This is a genomic window from Streptomyces cellostaticus (assembly GCF_023630175.1).
In the GTDB taxonomy this organism is placed as follows: Bacteria; Actinomycetota; Actinomycetes; order Streptomycetales; family Streptomycetaceae; genus Streptomyces; species Streptomyces cellostaticus_A.
Window position 1 is genome coordinate 88,766 of the sequence record NZ_JALLIN010000023.1, and the last position, 18,716, is coordinate 107,481.

An 18,716-nucleotide genomic window follows, 5' to 3' on the forward strand; every position below is an offset into this window, starting at 1 on the left:
GCGGGCGGCCGGGGCCCGTCCCTTTCGCGCAGGTCAGCCCGATTGTCAGAGGCCGGGTGCAGGATGGAGGGCATGGTCAGCTCAGCGCACCGAGCCCTCGACGGCTTCTCGCCCGCGACCCGCGGCTGGTTCACGGGGGCGTTCTCCGCGCCCACCGCGGCCCAGGCGGGCGCCTGGCAGGCCATCGGCGCGGGGTCGGACGTGCTGGTGGTGGCCCCCACCGGCTCGGGCAAGACGCTGGCCGCGTTCCTCGCCGCGCTGGACCGGCTGGCCGCGACGCCGGCCCCGGCCGACCCGAAGAAGCGCTGCCGGGTGCTGTACGTGTCCCCCTTGAAGGCCCTCGCGGTCGACGTCGAGCGGAACCTGCGCAGCCCGCTGACCGGCATCCGCCAGGAGTCCGTGCGGCGGGGGCTGCCCGAGCCGGAGGTGAGGGTCGGCATCCGTTCCGGCGACACCCCGCCGGCCGAGCGCCGAGCGCTGTCCACGCGCCCGCCGGACATCCTGATCACGACCCCCGAGTCCCTGTTCCTGATGCTGACCTCGGCCACCCGCGACGCGCTGACGGGCGTCGAGACGGTCATCCTGGACGAGGTGCACGCGGTCGCGGGCACCAAGCGCGGCGCGCACCTCGCGCTCTCCCTGGAACGGCTGGACGAACTGCTGCCGCGGCCCGCCCGCCGCATCGGACTGTCGGCGACGGTGCGACCGGTGGACGAGGTGGCCCGCTATCTCTCGCCCCGCCGCAAGGTGGAGATCGTCCAGCCGGAGTCCGGCAAGGAGTTCGACCTGTCCGTGGTCGTCCCGGTGGAGGACATGGGTGAGCTGGGCGGCTCCCCGGCGGCCGACAGCGGTGACGGGGCCGAGCGGCCCTCGATCTGGCCGCACGTCGAGGAGCGGATCGCCGACCTGGTGCAGGCCCACCGGTCGACGATCGTGTTCGCGAACTCGAGGCGCCTGGCCGAGCGGCTGTGCAACCGGCTCAACGAGATCGCCTACGAGCGGGCGACCGGCGAGTCGCTGGAAGAGCACCACTCGCCGGCCGAGCTGATGGGCGGCTCGGGGGCGGCCCAAGGCGCGCCCCCGGTGCTCGCCCGCGCACACCACGGCTCCGTCTCCAAGGAACAGCGCGCCCTCGTCGAGGAGGACCTGAAGGCGGGCCGGCTGCCCGCCGTGGTCGCCACCTCCAGTCTGGAGCTGGGTATCGACATGGGCGCGGTCGACCTCGTCGTCCAGGTGGAGTCCCCGCCCTCGGTGGCCTCCGGACTCCAGCGCGTCGGCCGGGCGGGCCACCAGGTGGGCGCCGTCTCGACCGGCGTGGTCTTCCCCAAGTACCGGGGCGACCTGGTCCAGTCCGCCGTGGTCACCGAGCGGATGCGCGCCGGCTCCATCGAGTCCCTGCGGGTCCCCGCCAACCCGCTGGACGTGCTCGCCCAGCAGCTCGTCGCCATGACGGCGCTGGACACCTGGCAGTTCGACGACCTGCTGACCGTGATCCGCCGCGCGGCTCCCTTCGCCTCACTCCCCGAGTCGGCGTTCACCGCGACGCTGGACATGCTCGCGGGCCGCTATCCGTCCGACGCGTTCGCGGAACTGCGCCCCCGCGTGGTGTGGGACCGCGTGGCCGGCACGATCACCGGCCGTCCGGGCGCGCAGCGTCTCGCGGTCACCTCCGGGGGCACGATCCCCGACCGGGGCCTCTTCGGGGTCTTCCTCGCCGGGTCCGACCCCAAGAAGGGCGGCGGCCGGGTCGGCGAGCTCGACGAGGAGATGGTGTACGAGTCCCGGGTGGGGGACGTCTTCACGCTGGGCACCAGTTCGTGGCGCATCGAGGACATCACACGCGACCGTGTCCTGGTCTCCCCCGCTCCGGGTGTGCCGGGCCGGCTGCCCTTCTGGAAGGGCGACCAGCTCGGCCGTCCGCTCGAACTGGGCCGCGCGGTGGGCGCGTTCCTGCGCGAGGTGGGATCACTGCCGGCCGGCGACGCCCGGGAGCGCCTGCTCGGCGCGGGCCTGGACGCCTGGGCTGTGGACAACGTCCTGGCCTACCTGAGCGAACAGCGCGAGGCCTGCGGGCACGTCCCGGACGACCGCACGATCGTGGTCGAACGCTTCCGGGACGAGCTGGGCGACTGGCGGGTCGTCGTCCACTCCCCCTTCGGCGCCCAGGTCCACGCCCCCTGGGCCCTCGCCCTGGGCGCCCGCCTGTCCGAGCGGTACGGCATGGACGCGCAGGTCATGCATGCCGACGACGGCATCGTGCTGCGCCTGCCGGACGCCGACCTGATGGGCCTGGACCTGCTCGACCAGGAACCGGGGCGGGCCGGCGCCGAGTACGACAGCGAGCAGGCCCCGATCGGCGCCGCGGACGTCGCCTTCGACAAGGGCGAGGTCGACCGGATCGTCACCGACCAGGTCGGCGGCTCCGCCCTGTTCGCCTCCAGGTTCCGCGAATGCGCCGCCCGCGCGCTGCTGCTGCCGCGCCGCAATCCGGGCAGGCGCACCCCGTTGTGGCAGCAGCGGCAGCGGGCCGCGCAACTGCTCGAAGTGGCGAGCGAGTTCGGCTCCTTCCCGATCGTCCTGGAGGCGATCCGCGAATGCCTCCAGGACGTCTTCGACGTCCCCGGACTGGTCGAGCTGATGGGTGACATCGAGTCACGCAGGGTGCGCCTGGTCGAGGTCACCACCCCCGAGCCGTCCCCCTTCGCCCGCTCCCTCCTGTTCGGCTACGTCGCCCAGTTCCTCTACGAGGGCGACTCGCCGCTCGCCGAGCGCCGCGCGGCCGCGCTCTCCCTGGATTCCCGGCTGCTGGCCGAGCTGCTGGGGCAGGCGGAGCTGCGCGAACTCCTCGACGCCGAGGTGCTGACCGAGCTGGAGCGGGAGCTGCAGTGGCTGACGGAGGACCGCCGGGTCAAGGACGTCGAGGGCGTCGCCGACCTCCTGCGGCTGCTCGGCCCGCTGACCGATGCCGACCTGGCCGAGCGGGGCGCCGAACCGCAGTGGGCGCGTGACCTGGCCGCCGCCCGCCGGGCCATCCGGGTACGTATCGCCGGCACCGACCACTGGGCGGCCGTGGAGGACGCCGGCCGCCTGCGGGACGCCCTGGGCACGGCGCTGCCGGTGGGCGTCCCCGAGGCCTTCACCGAACCGGTCAAGGACCCGCTCGGCGATCTCCTCGCGCGGTACGGCCGTACCCACGGCCCCTTCACGTCGGCCACGGCGGCGACCCGCTTCGGTCTGGGCGTCGCGGTCACCGACGGCGCCCTGCAGCGGCTGTCCGCGGCCGGGCGTGTCGTCCAGGGCGAGTTCCACCCGGCGGGCATCGGCCAGGAGTGGTGCGACGCGGCCGTACTGCGCCGGCTGCGCCGCCGTTCACTGGCGGCCCTGCGCCATGAGCTGGAGCCCGTGCCGTCCGCCGCGCTCGCCCAGTTCCTGCCCCAGTGGCAGCACATCGGCAAGGGGCACGAGCTGCGGGGCATCGACGGACTGGTGCGTGCCATCGAGCAGTTGCAGGGCGCGTCCGTGCCCGCCTCCGCACTGGAGAAGCTGGTCCTGCCCGCACGCGTCGCCGGCTACACGCCCTCGATGCTCGACGAACTCACCGCCGCCGGCGAGGTCGTGTGGGCCGGGGCCGGCGCCCTGCCCGGCAAGGACGGCTGGATCTGCCTGTACATGGCGGACGCGGCCCCGCTGCTGCTGCCCCAGCCGCATCCTCTGGAGCTGACGGCACTTCACCAGTCGCTGCTGGACACCCTCTCCGGCGGTTACGGCCTGTTCTTCCGCCAGATCGCCGACCAGGTGCGCGCCACCACGCACCCCGAGGCCGGTGACCCCCAACTGGCCGACGCGCTGTGGGACCTGGCCTGGTCGGGACGGCTCACCAACGACACCCTCACCCCCATGCGCGCCCTGCTCGGCTCCGGCCGTACCGCGGGCTCGACGGCCCACCGCGCCAAGCGCAGCGTCCCGCGCGGGCGTTACGGCTCACTCACCGCGGCGGCCCGCGCCACCTCGCGCACCGGGCCGCCGACGGTGGCCGGCCGCTGGTCCCTCCTCCCGGCGCCGGAACCGGACGCCACGGTGCGCGCGCACGCGCTGGCCCGCACCCTGCTCGACCGGCACGGCGTGGTCACCCGGGGAGCGGTGGCCGCCGAGGGCGTCGAGGGCGGCTTCTCCGCGGTGTACCGCGTGCTGTCCGCCTTCGAGGACAGCGGGCAGGCAAGACGGGGATACGTGGTCGAAGGCCTGGGCGCCGCCCAGTTCGCGATGGACGGCGCGGTCGACCGGCTCCGCGCGGTCTCCAACGCCCGGGAACGCGGCCAGGGCCTGCCCAACGGCTTCGGCGGCGACCACGGCGCCCCGTCCTTCCCCGTCGACGGCCGCTCCGTCCCGGACCGGGACGCCGCCGGACACACCACGCCCGGCGGCTTCGGGCCGGGCGACGGCGGACTGGCCCACCCGGGCCTCGACGGCGACTTCACCTGGCCACCGGACGACACGGCACGACCGGGCGACAGCGGCTTCTCCTGGCCGCCCGAGAGGAACGGCCCCGCGCCCGACGAGTACGTCTCCCCGCGCGACCGCACCCCGCCGGCTCCTTTCGCCGCCCCCGGCAACGGCGGACCCAGAGGCGGCTTCTCCCCTTACGGCCCGTACGCGAAGCGCGACTTCGGCGGCGGCCGCGGCCGCCCCTCCTCCCCCGACCCGCGCGCCGCGGTCCTCGCCGCTGCCGACCCCGCCAGCGCCTACGGCGCGGCACTGCCCTGGCCCGAACCGCCGAGCGGGGCGGGACACAAGCCGGGCCGCAAGGCCGGTTCGCTCGTGGTGCTGGTGGAGGGCGAGCTGACGTTGTACATGGAACGCGGCGGCAAGACCCTGCTGGCCTGGCCCGCCGACCCGGACGCGGCCGCCGCCGACGATCCACGCCTGCGTACCGCCGCACAGGCCCTGGCCTCGGCCGCCCGCGCGGGCTCCCTCGGCACGGTCACGGTCGAGCGGATCAACGGTGCCCAGGCCCTGACCTCCCCCCTGGGCGCGCTGCTGGAAGGAGCGGGATTCATCGCGACCCCGCGCGGTCTGCGCCTGCGCGCCTGAGTCGCCGCCGCAGCCACGACCCGCGCGCCCCCGCACATCACCCGACCGTGGCACCCTTGACCCATGCCCGAAGGCGACACGGTCTGGCAGGCCGCGAAACGGCTGCACGAGGCCCTCGCGGGCAAGGTGCTGATCCGCAGCGACCTCCGGGTACCGCAGTACGCGACGGTCGACCTCACCGGCCGGGCGGTGCTGAACACGATCGCGCGCGGCAAGCACCTGCTCACCCGTTTCGAGGGCGGCCTGACCCTGCACACGCATCTGCGGATGGAGGGCGCCTGGAAGGTGTACGGCCCGGAGGAACGCTGGCGCGGCGGACCGGCCCACCAGATCCGGGTGGTCCTCGGCACCACCGACCGCGCGGCCGTCGGCTACCGCCTCCCGGTGCTGGAGTTCCTGCGCACCGGCGAGGAGGAGCAGGCCGTCGGCCATCTCGGCCCCGACCTGCTCGGCGCGGACTGGAATCCCGAACTCGCCCTCGCCAACCTGCTCGCGGACCCCGCCCGCCCGCTCGGCGAGGCCCTGCTCGACCAGCGCAATCTGGCCGGCATCGGCAACGTCTACAAGTGCGAGCTCTGCTACCTGGCGGGCGCGACGCCCTGGCTGCCGGTCGGTGCCCTGCCGGCCGACCGTGCCGCCCGGCTGGTCGGACTCGCCAAAAAGCTGCTGGAGAGCAATCGCGACCGCCCGGTCCGGCAGACCACGGGCCTGCATCGGCAGGACCTCTTCGTGTACGGCCGCGCCCCGCGGCCCTGTCTGCGCTGCCGCACGTCGATCCGGGTCGCCGATCAGGGCGACGGCCACCAGGAACGCCCCACCTACTGGTGCCCGAACTGCCAGACGGGCCCGGCACCGGCGCGGGGCACGGCCCAGGCCTGGCGTGAGCGGCGTCCCCGCGGGTCGCCGTCCGGCTGATCGCCGCTTCCGTCCGGGACGCTCCCGTGTCCGGGACCCTTCGGTCGGGGACGCTTCTCCGTCAGGACGGCTTCCGTCAGGCCCGCCTCCGTCAGGGACACCCGTCACCCGGGCCGGCCGGTGCGGTGTCCGGATCGATGCCGTCGCAGCGGAACGGATCCCCGCCCCCCGAGCCGGGACCCGGCCCCGTCGAACAGGGACCCGGCACCGCCGTGACGACGCTCCCCGCCCGCCAGGCGGACCTCCACCGTCCCGCCGCCACGGCACCGGTCGCCCGTCCCTCGGGCACGCAGTGCACCGGAAGAACGCTGAGTCCCCAGCCACCGATGACGACGGCTCCCTCGAGCACGCCCGCACCCTGCCCGAGGGCGATCCGGAGCACCGCCCACCACCACACGGCGCCGAGCCCGAGGGCGGCACCCCAGCACAGCACCCGCCTCACCACGGCCGTCACCTCCAGCCGGACGCAGGAGCACCGCCCGACCCGCACGGGAGGCGCGACAAGGTCTCACCGACGCGAGGACACCGGGCCGGCGACCCGGACCCGGCCCGGGGCGACCGGCCCGGAGCGGTTCCCGCGGCTCCTCACGCGTTCTCCGCCTGGAACATCCAGTGGTGAAGTCCCTGATCATGCATTGACCTGCACCAGGGCACCTCGCTTCGAGCCAGATTCCGGATTCGTTCCGGGCGCCGCAGAAATCTTGGAGCCCTTCCGGTCAGTCTCTCCCGGCTCGGCCCAGGCCGCATCCAGGACGGACCGCGTCTGCTCCTCGGCCTCCGCGAACAGGTGCGCGTAGATCCGCATAGTGAAGGCCACGTCCTTGTGCCCCAGGCGCCTGGACACCACCTTCGGGTTCTCGTTGCCCGCGATGAGGACCGAGGCGTAGTGGTGACGCAGGTCGTGCCAGCGGTAGGCCTTGGCCTTCGCCTTGGAGCACATTGCCTTGAAGGCGTAAGTCGAGTATGGACTCGCCGACCGGTGTCCCGCCGGGCATGGTGAAGATGAGTCCGGCCCATTCGCCCAACCGAGTCGGAGCTGAGCCAGGAGCAGACAGGGCGACGCCCTGGCCGCTGCCGGAATCGCGAACGAACCTACCGGCGCCGACCGACAGAAGCTGCTCAACACCCTCGCCGCCGCAGCACCCGACGTCGTCCGCTACCCCGACAAGGTGATCGAGGCTGCCCGCAACCCGTGCTCGTCGATCAACGGTGGCGGCAGCAAGTACAACTGGATCGCCGCTCAGAGGTTCAGCTGCAAGGATGTCACGACCGATGAGGCCCAGCCCGCCAAGATCAACTCATCGCTGAAGGTGTCCGGCTTTTGCAAGGTCTGACTCACCGCCCCAGCCCGGCTGGAACCGGCCCGCCACGCAACCGCCGCTGAGCAGACACCAGATGCACCGGCTCACCGTCACCCACGTCCCCAACGGCCACCAGCGCCAGCCCGGCTCGGAACAAGCGTGAACGCATAGCTGAACATACTAGTGATCATCACTACATGATCCGGCGCCGTCAGCACACCTGTGCCCCCGCATCACACGAACCCCCACCCGAGCGGGGGTTTCGCAGTTCTCAGGGGTGATCACATACCCCAAGCCGCAGCAGCCGGCCGTGAAGAGGCCTAGGACAACCTGTGGTTCATCACGATCCGCGAACTCGCCGCCTTCACAGGCCGCACGGCAGCTGCCGCCGACGACACCCCGCCTGCAGGTCCACGAAACCACCTACAAGGCCCCGCGCGGCGGGCACTTCTCGCAGTCACCGCAGCAGCGCGAGCACGACCGCGTGACCCACGCGGCGGAGCGCACCGATAACGCCCAGCAGAGGTAGGCACCACCCAGAAGCTTTGGCCAACACTTCGTCACGATCAGATGAACACAGGCCTCTTAAGGCAACCACACAGATGCATCACCAGTCACACACCCGCAAGCCACGTCACGCCCCAAGGGGGATCATGCTCCGCGCCCGCACCATCGCCACCATCATCACCGCCAGCCTGCTCACCCTCACCGCCTGCAACGCCGCCGACGACACGGTCAACACCACCCCGAAGAAGACCGCGCCGAAGGACGCCGCCCACAAGGACGCTGACAGCAAGGACAGCGACAGCGAGCAGGCGGACAAGCCCGAAGAGAAGAAGACCGCGGCTATCGGCGACACCCTCACCGTCCACGGCTTCTCACACAACGAGCAGCTCGACGTCACCCTGAAGAAGTGGCTCCCGACCGCCGAGCCGTCCAACGAGTACGAGGTCCCCCAGGACGGCAAGCGCTGGGCCGCGGCGCAGTTCGAGCTCGTCAACACGGGCAGCAAGGTGTACTCGGACAGCCCGTCGAACGGCGCCCAGGTCGCCGACTCCAAGGGGCAGCGGTTCCACTCCTGGTTCGGGGACATCACGGCAGGGCCGTCCATGTCGTCGGAGGTGAGGCTCCCCAAGGGCGAGAAGGCTCTCGGATGGATCGTGTTCGAGGTGCCGAAGAACTCGAAACTCGTCAGCATTCAGTTCGGGATGAACTCAGGGTTCTCCGACGAGACGGGACAGTGGACCGTCAAGTAGCCCCACGCGCCCGTCTCGCGCCGCGCTGAGGCGCGCGACAGCCACCCCCTTGCCGGCCCCGCCGTCGCACCCCGTCGACGGCGGGGCCCTTTGTCGAGTCACAGCTTGACCACACCCACCTCACGCCCTGCGGGAACCGGCGGATGATGCCCACCTACCGCACAACCCTTGGGGGGGCTCATGAGCGACACCACACCCACTCCGCCGATGCCGGACTTCCCGCCGCCCCCGCGGCCAGCGCAGAAGAAGTCCCGCACCAACCTCGTCATCATCTCGGCCGCAGCAGCGGTGATCGCTGCCGTCGTAGGCACCGGCGTGGCGGTCGTACAGTCCAGAGACGACAGCAAGCCGGCCGCTACGGCCCAGGCGAGCACCCCGGCCAAGGACGTCGACGCCGCGGCGGACGAGCCGGACGAGCCGACCTACACCGCCATCGACGCCGACAGCTTCACGATCACGCTGCGCACCACCGAGCGGCAGTGCTTCGGGTCCGCGGGCTGCAACGTGACCGTCGAGCCGGATCTGACCTTGCTGGTTGACAGCGACAGCGTGGACCCGGATGCCGTGTACGAGGTCACGTATGAGATCCGCGGCGACGAGTCCGGACCGATCATCGAGACGGCCGAGCTGTCGGACCAGACGAACCTGAACTACCGGCCGTCGATACTGAGTACCGCGTCGTCGCGAACGAAGGTGTCGGTGAAGATCACCGACGTCATCGAGCAGGGATAACGACAGCCCTTGAGCCAGACGTACCGCAGCCCCGCACCGGATTATCCGGGCGGGGCCCTCGTCGTGCGTAGCCTCCGGCCAAGGCGGCCTATGTCCCTGGCTGCTGGTCGGTCTCCTCGAGCTTGCCGTACGAGTCCAGCGACCGGCGGACGCGGTCGGCGTCGGCGTCGGCGTCGGCGTCGGCGTCGGCGTCGGCGTCGGCGTCGGCGTCGGTGAAGTGCAGCGTGGGCCGGCCGTTGTGCACCGTCGCGTGCGGCGAGCGCGGCGACAGAAACCGCACCGCTCGACCATCCCCCAGCAGATCCACAGGCAGCGACAGCTGATTCACCCTGCGAGCGCTGATCGGGCCAGCCGATCCGCCACTCATGAACCTCCGAAGGCGTGTACCCCGTCCCGAAACGCGCCTCCACCCAGTGATCATCGGAAACTGCCTCTCCCGGATCGTCCGTCGTCGCCCCGGCCTTCCGGTTAAGCATCCGCATCCGTTTGGCCTGCACCACCCGACACTCCTCAGCGACCGCGCGCAGCTCGGCACGCTCAAGCTCCATCGTGGCCAACTGCTCACCGGAAGAGCACGGAACGCCACCGACAACAGGCTGAGGTCCGGGCCGGGTAGCCTCACCGGATGTCTGACTACGTGCAGGTGTCCACCGCCACCGAAACCCACGAGCCGGCCCGCGTGCTCGCCGAGTCCGTCGTCCTTGCCAGGCTCGCCGCGGGCGCGCAGATCGTAGGGCCCCGTCACGAGCGTCTTCGGAGTAATGTCCATGCTCATCGTCCCGGATATAAGCGGCTTGGCGGCCGATCGGCGACGTGGCGCCGTGTGTGTCTGGTGCGCCAAGGAGCTCACCGCGGAGACCGCAATCCCTCTGGACGATCGCCGCGTCGAGATCGACGGCGAGCCAACCATCTGCTTCCCGCGCGCCTGCCGCGGCTGTGGGCGCCAGGCTGCGGTCCGTGAGTCCCAGGATCACAAGCTGAACTGCCCGCAGTGTCTGAAGGAGCCGAACGACTGCCGCGAGCGCCACGCGATCCGGCGGCTCACGCTGGACGGCCGCCGATGATCTGCGCCCGCTGCACAAGCCCACCAGCAGCGAGCCCGTCGTGCACTGCAACGAGCGGCCGTCCGGGGCGCCCGCCCCCACCTACCTGTGTCCGGCCCCGTGCAAGGCGCCGCCTCGGCAGACCGCCCCCACCCGGCAGCGATCAGGGGCCGGAACTGGAGGCCGGCGGCCGCCGCGCCACCCCATCGGGGGCGGCCTCCACACGGCCTGCGAACACGCCCGCGCAACCTTGGAGGGCACGAGCGGAGTCCCCGACCTACGGCCGAGTACTCCGTACGCTTCGCGATCCTTCCGGGAGAACCTAAATTCCGGCCCGACTCCGATGAATATTGGAACGCTACGCAATGAAACGCGTTGAGTTCGCTCCCTTTGCAGGTCAGGACGGGTGCAGCCCCTCTGACCTGGTCACGCGTTCTCCGCCTGGAACATCCAGTGGTGCTTCTCCAGTTCGGCCGTGATCCCGATGAAGATGTCCTGGGAGACCGGATCGGGTTCACCGGTGGCAGCCACCCGGTCCCGCATCCGTGTGATCACCGCGCCCAGCGCGTCGACCATCGCCCGTACCGCGTCGGTGTCCTTGATCCAGCCGGCCGGAGTGGCGCCGATGCCGCTGCCGGCGGAGACCGTGGGCGCGCGTCCGTCCGGCGGGACGCCCAGGGCCGAGGCGCGCTCGGCCACGGTGTCGGAGTGGGTGCGCGCCGAGGCGACGACCTCGTCGAGCTGGAGGTGGATGGACCGGAAGCGGGGTCCGACGATGTTCCAGTGGATCTGCTTGGCGACCAGCGAGAGGTCGACCAGGTCCACCAGGGCGCCCTGCAGGGCCTCGGACACGGTCTTGAGTGCCTCGTCGGGCAGCGGGCTCTTCACGACGTACATCCGCGTCCTCCGATGGGTTCGGCGCCGGTCGGGTCACCTCCACGATGACCGGCGCGCCGGGTACCGGCAAATGGACGCATCCTCGGCGCGGATCACACGGACGGCACAGAAGCCCCGGCCGGGGTTCCCGGGCAGAACCTGGGAACCCCGGCCGGGGCTTCACGCGTATCGGGTGGTCAGGCCGTGCTCGCGTATGTCACGCGGCGACCACGTCCACCGCCTCGGCGGGCGCCTTGATGGTCACCCGTTCCGGTGGCACACCGGTCACCGACACGGAACCCAGCATCGGACGGACCGGCGTGGGCACGGGCTCGGTGGCCGTGGCGGACTGGGCCAGCTCGGCGAGCGCCAGTTCGTCGCTCACTTCCCGCATGAGTTCCGACATCCGTACGTCCAGCGCGTCGCAGATGGCGGAGAGCAGCTCGGAGGAAGCCTCCTTCTGCCCCCGCTCCACCTCGGAGAGATAGCCGAGTGAGACTCGGGCGGACGAGGAGACTTCGCGCAGAGTACGGCCCTGGCGTTGGCGCTGCCGACGCAGCACGTCACCCAGCAGGCGACGGAGCAGAATCATCGGTGGCTCCCTCCTCGGACCGCGTAGCCGCATCCTTCTCGCCCCACCGTACCGCCTCGCGCCGCGGCCGTGCGGGGAGCGATGTCGTGTTCACTCAGGGCTGCAAACATCAAAACCCCCCGTTCCGTTCCGTATCCTGTGCCCGCTCATTCCCGGTCTGTTCGCCCGCAAGCTCCTTCAGAAGCAGTGCGAGTACGCTCCGTACACTCTCCATACGAATTTCCGTACGGTCGCCGTTCAACCGCAGCGCCGCCACTTTTCCGCCACCGGCAGAACCCGGGCGGCCGGTGAGCGGCCCGTCGACGGCGACGAAGACCGTTCCGACGGACTGGCCGTCCTGCGGGTCGGGCCCGGCGACCCCGGTCGTCGCCACGCCCCAGTCGGCTCCCAGTGCCTTGCGCACCCCGGCCGCCATCTCTGCCGCCACCTGCGGATCCACCGCGCCGCGGTCCGCCAGCAGGGTGCCGTCGACTCCCAGCAGCTCCCGCTTCAGCTCGGTGGCGTAGGCGGTTATCGAACCGCGGAAGACCTTGGAGGCGCCGGGGACCGCCGTGATCTCCGCCGCCACCAGACCCCCGGTCAACGACTCCGCGACGGCGAGGCTCTCGCCCCTCACGGTCAGTAGTCGCACCAGTTCGGTGGCCGCGGAACTCACGCTTCCGTCCCCTCCAACGCCGCCGCCCGCTCGGCGATTCCCCGCCGGCGCAGCACAATGGCCTGTCTCACGTAGTCGAGGCCGGTGACGACGGTGAGCACGACGGCAGCGGCCATCACCCAGAACCTCAGAGTGGCCAGCCACCCCGTCAGCGCCAGGACGTACATCCCGACGGCGACGCCCTGGGTGAGCGTCTTCAGCTTGCCGCCCCGGCTCGCGGGGATCACGCCGTAGCGGATGACGAGAAATCGCAGCAGTGTGATGCCGAGCTCCCTGCCCAGGATCACGATGGTCACCCACCACGGCAGATCGCCCAGGGCCGACAGGCAGATGAGCGCCGCACCCATGATCGCCTTGTCGGCGATGGGGTCGGCGATCTTCCCGAAATCGGTGACCAGGTTGTAGGTGCGCGCCAGATGCCCGTCGAACAGGTCGGTGATCATGGCGACGGCGAAGGCCGCCCAGGCCAGGGAGCGCCAGGCCGGGTCGTAGCCGCCGTCCGCCAGCATCAGCGCCACGAAGCCGGGCACGAGCAGCAGCCGCAGCATGGTCAGCAGATTGGCGACGTTCCACACGCTGGCCTGGTTGACGGCCGCCGCCGTCAGCTTCCCACCGCGCGCGGGGCGCGCTCCGCCCTCCGGGCCGGGGGCCGGAGCGGCGGAACGGGCGACGGAACCGGAGACCTCGGAGGCAACGCCGTCGGCGGCGGCCGAACCCCGGGCGCCGTGCGCACCGGTGGAGCCACCCGCGGCGGATGCCGGGACTCCGGTCATCTGCCCGCCTCCTCACTGCACGACGGCGAGCCCGTCAGCGGCTCGGCGACCAGGTCGACACCTTCCGTGCCGACCACCTTCGCCTCGACCATACGTCCCACGCCCAGGCCCTCGCCGCTCGTGAGCAGCACCTGGCCGTCCGTCTCCGGGGCCTGGTGCGCGGACCGGCCGTACACGCCCTCCTCGCCGTCGACGGACTCGACGAGGACGTGCACGGTCTCCCCGACACGCTCCTCGGCGCGCTGGGAGACGAGTTCCTCGGCGAGCCGGGAGACGCGGGCCAGGCGCTCGGCGACGACGTCCTCGTCGAGCTTGTCGTCGTACGTGGCCGCCTCCGTGCCCTCCTCGTCGGAGTAGCCGAAGACACCGATGGCGTCCAGCCGGGCGCCGGTCAGGAAGCGCTCCAGTTCGGCCAGGTCGGCCTCGCTCTCGCCGGGGAAGCCGACGATGAAGTTGGAGCGGACGCCGGCCTGCGGGGCCTTGCCGCGGATCGTGTCCAGCAGCTCCAGGAAGCGGTCGGTGTCGCCGAAGCGGCGCATGGCGCGCAGCACGCCGGGCGCGGAGTGCTGGAAGGACAGGTCGAAGTAGGGGGCGACCTTCGGGGTGGAGGTCAGCACGTCGATCAGGCCCGGGCGCATCTCGGCCGGCTGCAGGTAGCTCACGCGCACCCGCTCGATGCCGTCGACCTCCGCCAGCTCGGGCAGGAGGGACTCCAGCAGGCGGATGTCGCCCAGGTCCTTGCCGTAGGAGGTGTTGTTCTCGGAGACCAGCATGATCTCCTTCACCCCCTGCTCGGCCAGCCAGCGCGTCTCGTTCAGCACGTCGCTCGGGCGGCGGGAGATGAAGGAACCGCGGAAGGAGGGGATGGCGCAGAAGGAGCAGCGCCGGTCGCAGCCGGAGGCGAGCTTGACCGAGGCGACCGGTGAGCCGTCCAGCCGGCGGCGCAGGGGCGCGCGCGGACCGGAGGCGGGCGCGACGCCCTCCGGGAGATCGGTCGGGCCGTGCCCGGGCAGCGCCACGGCGGCGGCGGAGTCCTGCCGCTCGGCGGGGCTGATCGGCAGCAGCTTGCGGCGGTCGCGCGGGGTGTGCGCGGCGTGGATGCCGCCGGAGAGGATGGTCTGCAGGCGGTCGGAGATGTCGGCGTAGTCGTCGAAGCCGAGCACGCCGTCGGCCTCGGGCAGCGCCGCGGCCAGCTCGTTGCCGTACCGCTCGGCCATGCAGCCCACCGCCACCACGGCCTGGGTTCTGCCATGGTCCTTGAGGTCGTTGGCCTCCAGCAGGGCGTCGACGGAGTCCTTCTTCGCGGCCTCGACGAAGCCACAGGTGTTGACCACGGCGACGTCGGCGTCCGCGGCGTCCTCGACGAGCTGCCAGCCGTCCGCCTCCAAACGGCCTGCGAGCTCCTCCGAGTCCACCTCGTTGCGGGCGCAGCCAAGAGTGACGAGTGCGACGGTACGGCGTTCAGGCATGGGCTCAAGACTACTTTGTCTCGCCGACACCCCACGTCGACGGGGTTGGCCGATCCCGGCCAACCCCGTCACATCCGTGCCCCGCCCGCCTTTATCCGGCCTCGGGGTCGCCCTTCGTGTACGTGAGACGCTCCACGGCGCCCGGCCGGAAGTCGTCCTCGATCTTCTTGCCGTTGACGTACAGCTCGATCGCGCCGGCGTCGCCGAGAATCAGGTTGATCTTGGAGCTGTCCTGGAAGGTCCGGGACTCGCCCTTCTTCAGCAGCCCGTCGAAGAGCATGCGGCCGTTGTGGTCCTTGGCGGAGATCCAGCTGCGCCCGTTCGGCGCGCTGACCTGGACGGTGACCTTGTCCTGCGGCGCGGCGGCGATGGCGCTGTCGGACGGCTCGGACGAGGGCGCGGCGGGCTTGTCCTTCTTGGGGGTGGGCGAAGAGGACTTGCTGGGCTTGGCCGAGGCCCCCTCGGCCACCTGCGACTTGGCGTCGTTGCCGCTGTCGCCGCCCTTGAAGGCGGTGAACCCGACGAAACCGACGACCGCGACGATCGCGGCGACCATGGCCGCCGTCCAGTTGGGCCCCCGGCGCTCGGGGCGGATGCGTTCCGCCTCGAACATGGGCGCGGCCGGGGTGGGCGCGGGCCGTCCGCCGTGCTCGGCGTCGTACTGCGCGATCAGCGGGGCGGGGTCGAGACGTACGGCCCTGGCCAGCGTGCGGATGTGCCCGCGCGCGTACACGTCACCGCCGCAGGGGGCGAAGTCGTCCGCCTCCATGGCGTGCACGATACCGATACGGACACGAGTGGCGGTGCTGACGTCGTCGACCGTGAGGCCGGCCGCGATACGCGCCTGCCGCAGGGCATGGCCGACGGAGGGGCGGGCTTCTTCGGACACGTCGTGGAACGGAGGCTCGTCTTCAGGGGAGTTGCCGAGGGACACGGGGGCGCCTTTCGAGCGTGTGAGCCACCTGTGCTGGAGGTTCAGTGTAGGCGGGTACGAAAGGGTGGAGCGACCGGGCGGGGGGTGTTCGTACGCCATCGGCATGACCCGACAACCCGATGGCGGGACAGACACATACCCCAGGACGTGATCCGTACCGGTCCTTTCGCTCAACTTGACGTACGACAAGGAGAAACGGTTGCCCGCCGCTCGCTAACAGGTGGATCACGGCGCTGCCGCCACCCGGCGTAACTCCGACACGCCGGGCGGCCCGCTGTCCTACCCTTCCGACTCCCCACGAATCACGGCGAGTACGCCATCCAGCTCGTCGGGTTTCACAAGAACGTCACGCGCCTTCGAACCCTCGCTCGGACCCACGATGCCGCGGGACTCCATCAGGTCCATGAGCCGTCCCGCCTTGGCGAAGCCGACCCGGAGCTTGCGCTGCAGCATGGACGTCGACCCGAACTGGGTGGACACGACCAGCTCGGCCGCCTGGCACAGCAGGTCGAGGTCGTCGCCGATGTCCTCGTCGATCTCCTTCTTCTGCTTGGTGCCCACGGTGACGTCGTCGCGGAAGACGGGCGCCATCTGGTCCTTGCAGTGCTGCACGACGAGCGCGACCTCGGCCTCGGTCACGAACGCGCCCTGCATACGCGTGGGCTTGTTCGCGCCCATCGGCAGGAAGAGGCCGTCGCCCTTGCCGATCAGCTTCTCCGCGCCGGGCTGGTCGAGGATGACCCGGGAGTCGGCGAGCGACGAGGTGGCGAACGCCAGCCGGGAGGGCACGTTCGCCTTGATCAGGCCGGTGACCACGTCGACCGACGGGCGCTGGGTGGCGAGCACCAGGTGGATGCCGGCCGCGCGCGCGAGCTGTGTGATGCGCACGATGGCGTCCTCGACGTCGCGCGGGGCGACCATCATCAGGTCGGCCAGCTCGTCCACGATCACCAGCAGGTACGGGTACGGCTGGAGCTCGCGCCCACTGCCCTCCGGCGGCGTGACCTTGCCCTCGCGGACGGCTCGGTTGAAGTCGTCGATGTGCCGGTAGCCGTAGGCGGCGAGGTCGTCGTAGCGCAGGTCCATCTCGCGCACCACCCACTGCAGTGCCTCGGCGGCCCGCTTGGGGTTGGTGATGATCGGCGTGATCAGGTGCGGGATGCCCTCGTAGGCGGTCAGCTCCACGCGTTTGGGGTCGACGAGGATCATCCGGACGTCCTCCGGGGTCGCCCGCATCATGATCGAGGTGATCAGGCAGTTGATGCAGGAGGACTTGCCGGAGCCGGTGGCGCCCGCGACCAGCATGTGCGGCATCTTCGCCAGCGAGTGCATCACGTACCCGCCCTCGACGTCCTTGCCGAAGGCGACCAGCATCGGGTCGTCGTCCTCGGCCGACTCCGCGAGGCGCAGCACGTCACCGAGGTTGACCATCTCGCGGTCGGTGTTCGGGATCTCGATGCCGACCGCCGACTTGCCGGGGATGGGGCTGATGATGCGCACGTCGGGGCTGGCGACGGCGTACGCGATGTTCTTCGTCAGCGCGGTGATCCGCTCGACCTTCACGGCGGGGCCGAGCTCGACCTCGTAGCGGGTGACCGTCGGACCGCGGGTGAAGCCGGTGACGGCGGCGTCGACCTTGAACTCGGTGAAGACCTGGGTGAGCGAGGCGACGACGGCGTCGTTGGCCGCGCTCCGCGCCTTGCCGGGGCCGCCCCGGGTCAGCAGGTCGAGCGACGGCAGGGCGTAGGTGATGTCGCCGGAGAGCTGGAGCTGCTCCGCGCGCGCGGGCAGGTCGCGCGGCTCGTCAGGGGCCTTCTTGGTCAGGTCGGGGACGCCGCCGGTGGACGGCCGCTCCCGCTTGGGGCGCGCGGCCGGGACCGGTGCCTGGGCCGGCGCCGGGTCCGGCGTGGGCACCGGGGTGGTGTCCTCTCGCTCGCCCACGCTCACACCGTGGGTGAGGTCGGCGACGACCCGGGACGGCGGCATGCCGTGCATGACGGCCCCGTCGAGCGCGGCCGCGGCGGCCGACGCGACGTCCACCGCGTCCATCGGGCGCCGGGGATCGGGCTGCGGCACCGCGGAGCGCCTCGGGCGGCCGCGCCGCTGCGCGAGCGCGTCCTCCTCGGCCCCCTCCGGGTCGTACGCCTGCGGGGCGCTCCGGCGCCCGCGGGGGCGCGCGGGCAGCGCCTCGCGCCACTGTTCGTCGTACCGCTCGTCGTCCCCGGAGGCCTCGAACTCCAGCGGATCGGGCAGCAGGCCGAGGCGCACGCCGAGCGCGCGCAGGCGCTGGGGGATGGCGTTGACCGGCGTGGCGGTCACCACGAGCAGCCCGAAGACCGTCAGCAGCACGAGCAGCGGCACGGCGAGCACCGCGGTCATGGTGTACGTCAACGGGGTCGCCGCAGCCCAGCCGATCAGGCCACCGGCGTCCCTTATGGCCTGCATGCCGGAGCTGCGGGCGGGCGCGCCGCAGGCGATGTGCACCTGCCCGAGAACGCCGATGACCAGGGCGGACAGGCCGATCACGATCCGGCCGTTCGCCTCGGGCTGCTCCGGGTGCCGCATGAAGCGGACCGCGATCACCGCGAGCAGTATCGGCACCAGCAGATCGAGCCGCCCGAAGGCGCCGGTGACCAGGATCTCCACCAGGTCGCCGACCGGGCCGCGCAGATCGGCCCAGGTGCCGGCGGCGACGATCAGCGCGAGCCCGAAGAGCAGCAGCGCGACGCCGTCCTTGCGGTGGGCCGGGTCGAGGTTCTTCGCGCCCTGCCCTATGCCCCGGAAGACGGCGCCGACGGCGTGCGCGAGACCCAGCCAGAGGGCGCGCACAAGCCGGTACACGCCCCCTGTCGGGCTCGGAGCCGGCCTGGGCGGTGCGGCCTTCTTCGCCGGGGCCCTCTTGGCGGGCGCCCTCTTGGCGGCCGCCTTCTTGGCCGGGGCCTTCTTGGCGGCGGCCTTCCCCGCCGCGGCCTTCGAGGGAGCGGCCGCTTTCCTGGCGGGCGGCTTCTTGGCTGCGGAGGGACGTGAGGCCATGGGTGTGAGATTACCGGGGGAGGCGACCGCGGACACGTGTGCCCAC

The 18,716-nt window shown here is 71.6% G+C and carries 16 protein-coding genes; 6 read left to right on the forward strand and 10 right to left on the reverse strand.

What is annotated here, in order from left to right; genetic code table 11:
* Nucleotides 1–72: 72 nt before the first annotated feature.
* Both MXD57_RS16615 and MXD57_RS16620 read left to right on the forward strand, forming a co-directional pair.
* A complete protein-coding gene (locus MXD57_RS16615; RefSeq protein ID WP_250402228.1) occupies nt 73–5,091 on the forward strand; it encodes an ATP-dependent helicase in 5,019 nt (1,672 codons plus the stop codon).
* Between the two features lie 63 nt (nt 5,092–5,154).
* The gene (locus MXD57_RS16620) at nt 5,155–6,006 is read left to right on the forward strand and encodes an Fpg/Nei family DNA glycosylase (protein WP_250402229.1); all 852 of its coding nucleotides are present in this window, start codon (nt 5,155–5,157) and stop codon (nt 6,004–6,006) included.
* Nucleotides 6,007–6,097: 91 nt separating this feature from the next.
* Here the strand turns inward: MXD57_RS16620 and MXD57_RS16625 are convergent, their stop codons facing one another.
* Both MXD57_RS16625 and MXD57_RS32010 read right to left on the reverse strand, forming a co-directional pair.
* Complete coding sequence (locus MXD57_RS16625; RefSeq protein WP_250402230.1) at nt 6,098–6,451, reverse strand: hypothetical protein; 354 nt, start codon at nt 6,449–6,451, stop codon at nt 6,098–6,100.
* Between the two features lie 183 nt (nt 6,452–6,634).
* Complete coding sequence (locus MXD57_RS32010) at nt 6,635–7,132, reverse strand: tyrosine-type recombinase/integrase (protein ID WP_374114709.1); 498 nt, start codon at nt 7,130–7,132, stop codon at nt 6,635–6,637.
* Nucleotides 7,133–7,175: 43 nt separating this feature from the next.
* Here MXD57_RS32010 and MXD57_RS16635 point away from each other — a divergent pair, with 43 nt between their 5' ends.
* The 3 genes from MXD57_RS16635 (at nt 7,176) to MXD57_RS16645 (ending at nt 9,295) form a co-directional block, all read left to right on the forward strand.
* On the forward strand, nt 7,176–7,340 hold the full coding sequence (locus MXD57_RS16635) for a hypothetical protein (RefSeq protein ID WP_250402232.1): 165 nt from the start codon (nt 7,176–7,178) through the stop codon (nt 7,338–7,340).
* Between the two features lie 620 nt (nt 7,341–7,960).
* Nucleotides 7,961–8,563, forward strand: coding sequence for a DUF4352 domain-containing protein (locus MXD57_RS16640; protein ID WP_250402233.1), 603 nt, complete (start codon nt 7,961–7,963; stop codon nt 8,561–8,563).
* Nucleotides 8,564–8,770: 207 nt separating this feature from the next.
* Complete coding sequence (locus MXD57_RS16645; protein ID WP_250402234.1) at nt 8,771–9,295, forward strand: hypothetical protein; 525 nt, start codon at nt 8,771–8,773, stop codon at nt 9,293–9,295.
* Nucleotides 9,296–9,383: 88 nt separating this feature from the next.
* Here the strand turns inward: MXD57_RS16645 and MXD57_RS16650 are convergent, their stop codons facing one another.
* Nucleotides 9,384–9,575 (reverse strand): hypothetical protein, encoded by a 192-nt coding sequence (locus MXD57_RS16650; RefSeq protein ID WP_250402235.1) that lies wholly within the window; start codon nt 9,573–9,575, stop codon nt 9,384–9,386.
* A gap of 487 nt (nt 9,576–10,062) precedes the next feature.
* Between MXD57_RS16650 and MXD57_RS16655 the strand changes: the two genes are divergently transcribed.
* Nucleotides 10,063–10,359: a hypothetical protein gene (locus MXD57_RS16655; RefSeq protein ID WP_250402236.1), complete on the forward strand. Its 297-nt coding sequence runs from the start codon at nt 10,063–10,065 to the stop codon at nt 10,357–10,359.
* Nucleotides 10,360–10,764: 405 nt separating this feature from the next.
* On the opposite strand, the gene MXD57_RS16660 is transcribed toward MXD57_RS16655, so the two are convergent.
* The 7 genes from MXD57_RS16660 to MXD57_RS16690 all read right to left on the reverse strand — a co-directional run bounded on the left by MXD57_RS16660 (nt 10,765) and on the right by MXD57_RS16690 (nt 18,670).
* Nucleotides 10,765–11,235, reverse strand: a complete 471-nt coding sequence (locus MXD57_RS16660; protein WP_250402237.1) for a Dps family protein — start codon at nt 11,233–11,235, stop codon at nt 10,765–10,767.
* Between the two features lie 196 nt (nt 11,236–11,431).
* On the reverse strand, nt 11,432–11,806 hold the full coding sequence (locus MXD57_RS16665) for a helix-turn-helix domain-containing protein (protein ID WP_143637031.1): 375 nt from the start codon (nt 11,804–11,806) through the stop codon (nt 11,432–11,434).
* A 109-nt stretch (nt 11,807–11,915) separates the two neighbouring features.
* Nucleotides 11,916–12,461 carry a CinA family protein gene (locus MXD57_RS16670; RefSeq protein ID WP_250402238.1) on the reverse strand — a complete coding sequence of 182 codons (546 nt, stop codon included), beginning with the start codon at nt 12,459–12,461 and terminating at the stop codon, nt 11,916–11,918.
* Nucleotides 12,458–13,234, reverse strand: coding sequence for a CDP-diacylglycerol--glycerol-3-phosphate 3-phosphatidyltransferase (gene pgsA / locus MXD57_RS16675; protein ID WP_250402239.1), 777 nt, complete (start codon nt 13,232–13,234; stop codon nt 12,458–12,460). The genes MXD57_RS16670 and pgsA overlap by 4 nt, the downstream gene beginning before the upstream one ends.
* Complete coding sequence (rimO, locus tag MXD57_RS16680; RefSeq protein WP_250402240.1) at nt 13,231–14,703, reverse strand: 30S ribosomal protein S12 methylthiotransferase RimO; 1,473 nt, start codon at nt 14,701–14,703, stop codon at nt 13,231–13,233. The genes pgsA and rimO overlap by 4 nt, the downstream gene beginning before the upstream one ends.
* A 91-nt stretch (nt 14,704–14,794) precedes the next feature.
* Nucleotides 14,795–15,637 (reverse strand): helix-turn-helix domain-containing protein, encoded by an 843-nt coding sequence (locus MXD57_RS16685; protein ID WP_250402241.1) that lies wholly within the window; start codon nt 15,635–15,637, stop codon nt 14,795–14,797.
* Nucleotides 15,638–15,916: 279 nt separating this feature from the next.
* Nucleotides 15,917–18,670 carry a DNA translocase FtsK gene (locus MXD57_RS16690; protein WP_250402242.1) on the reverse strand — a complete coding sequence of 918 codons (2,754 nt, stop codon included), beginning with the start codon at nt 18,668–18,670 and terminating at the stop codon, nt 15,917–15,919.
* Nucleotides 18,671–18,716 lie beyond the last annotated feature (46 nt).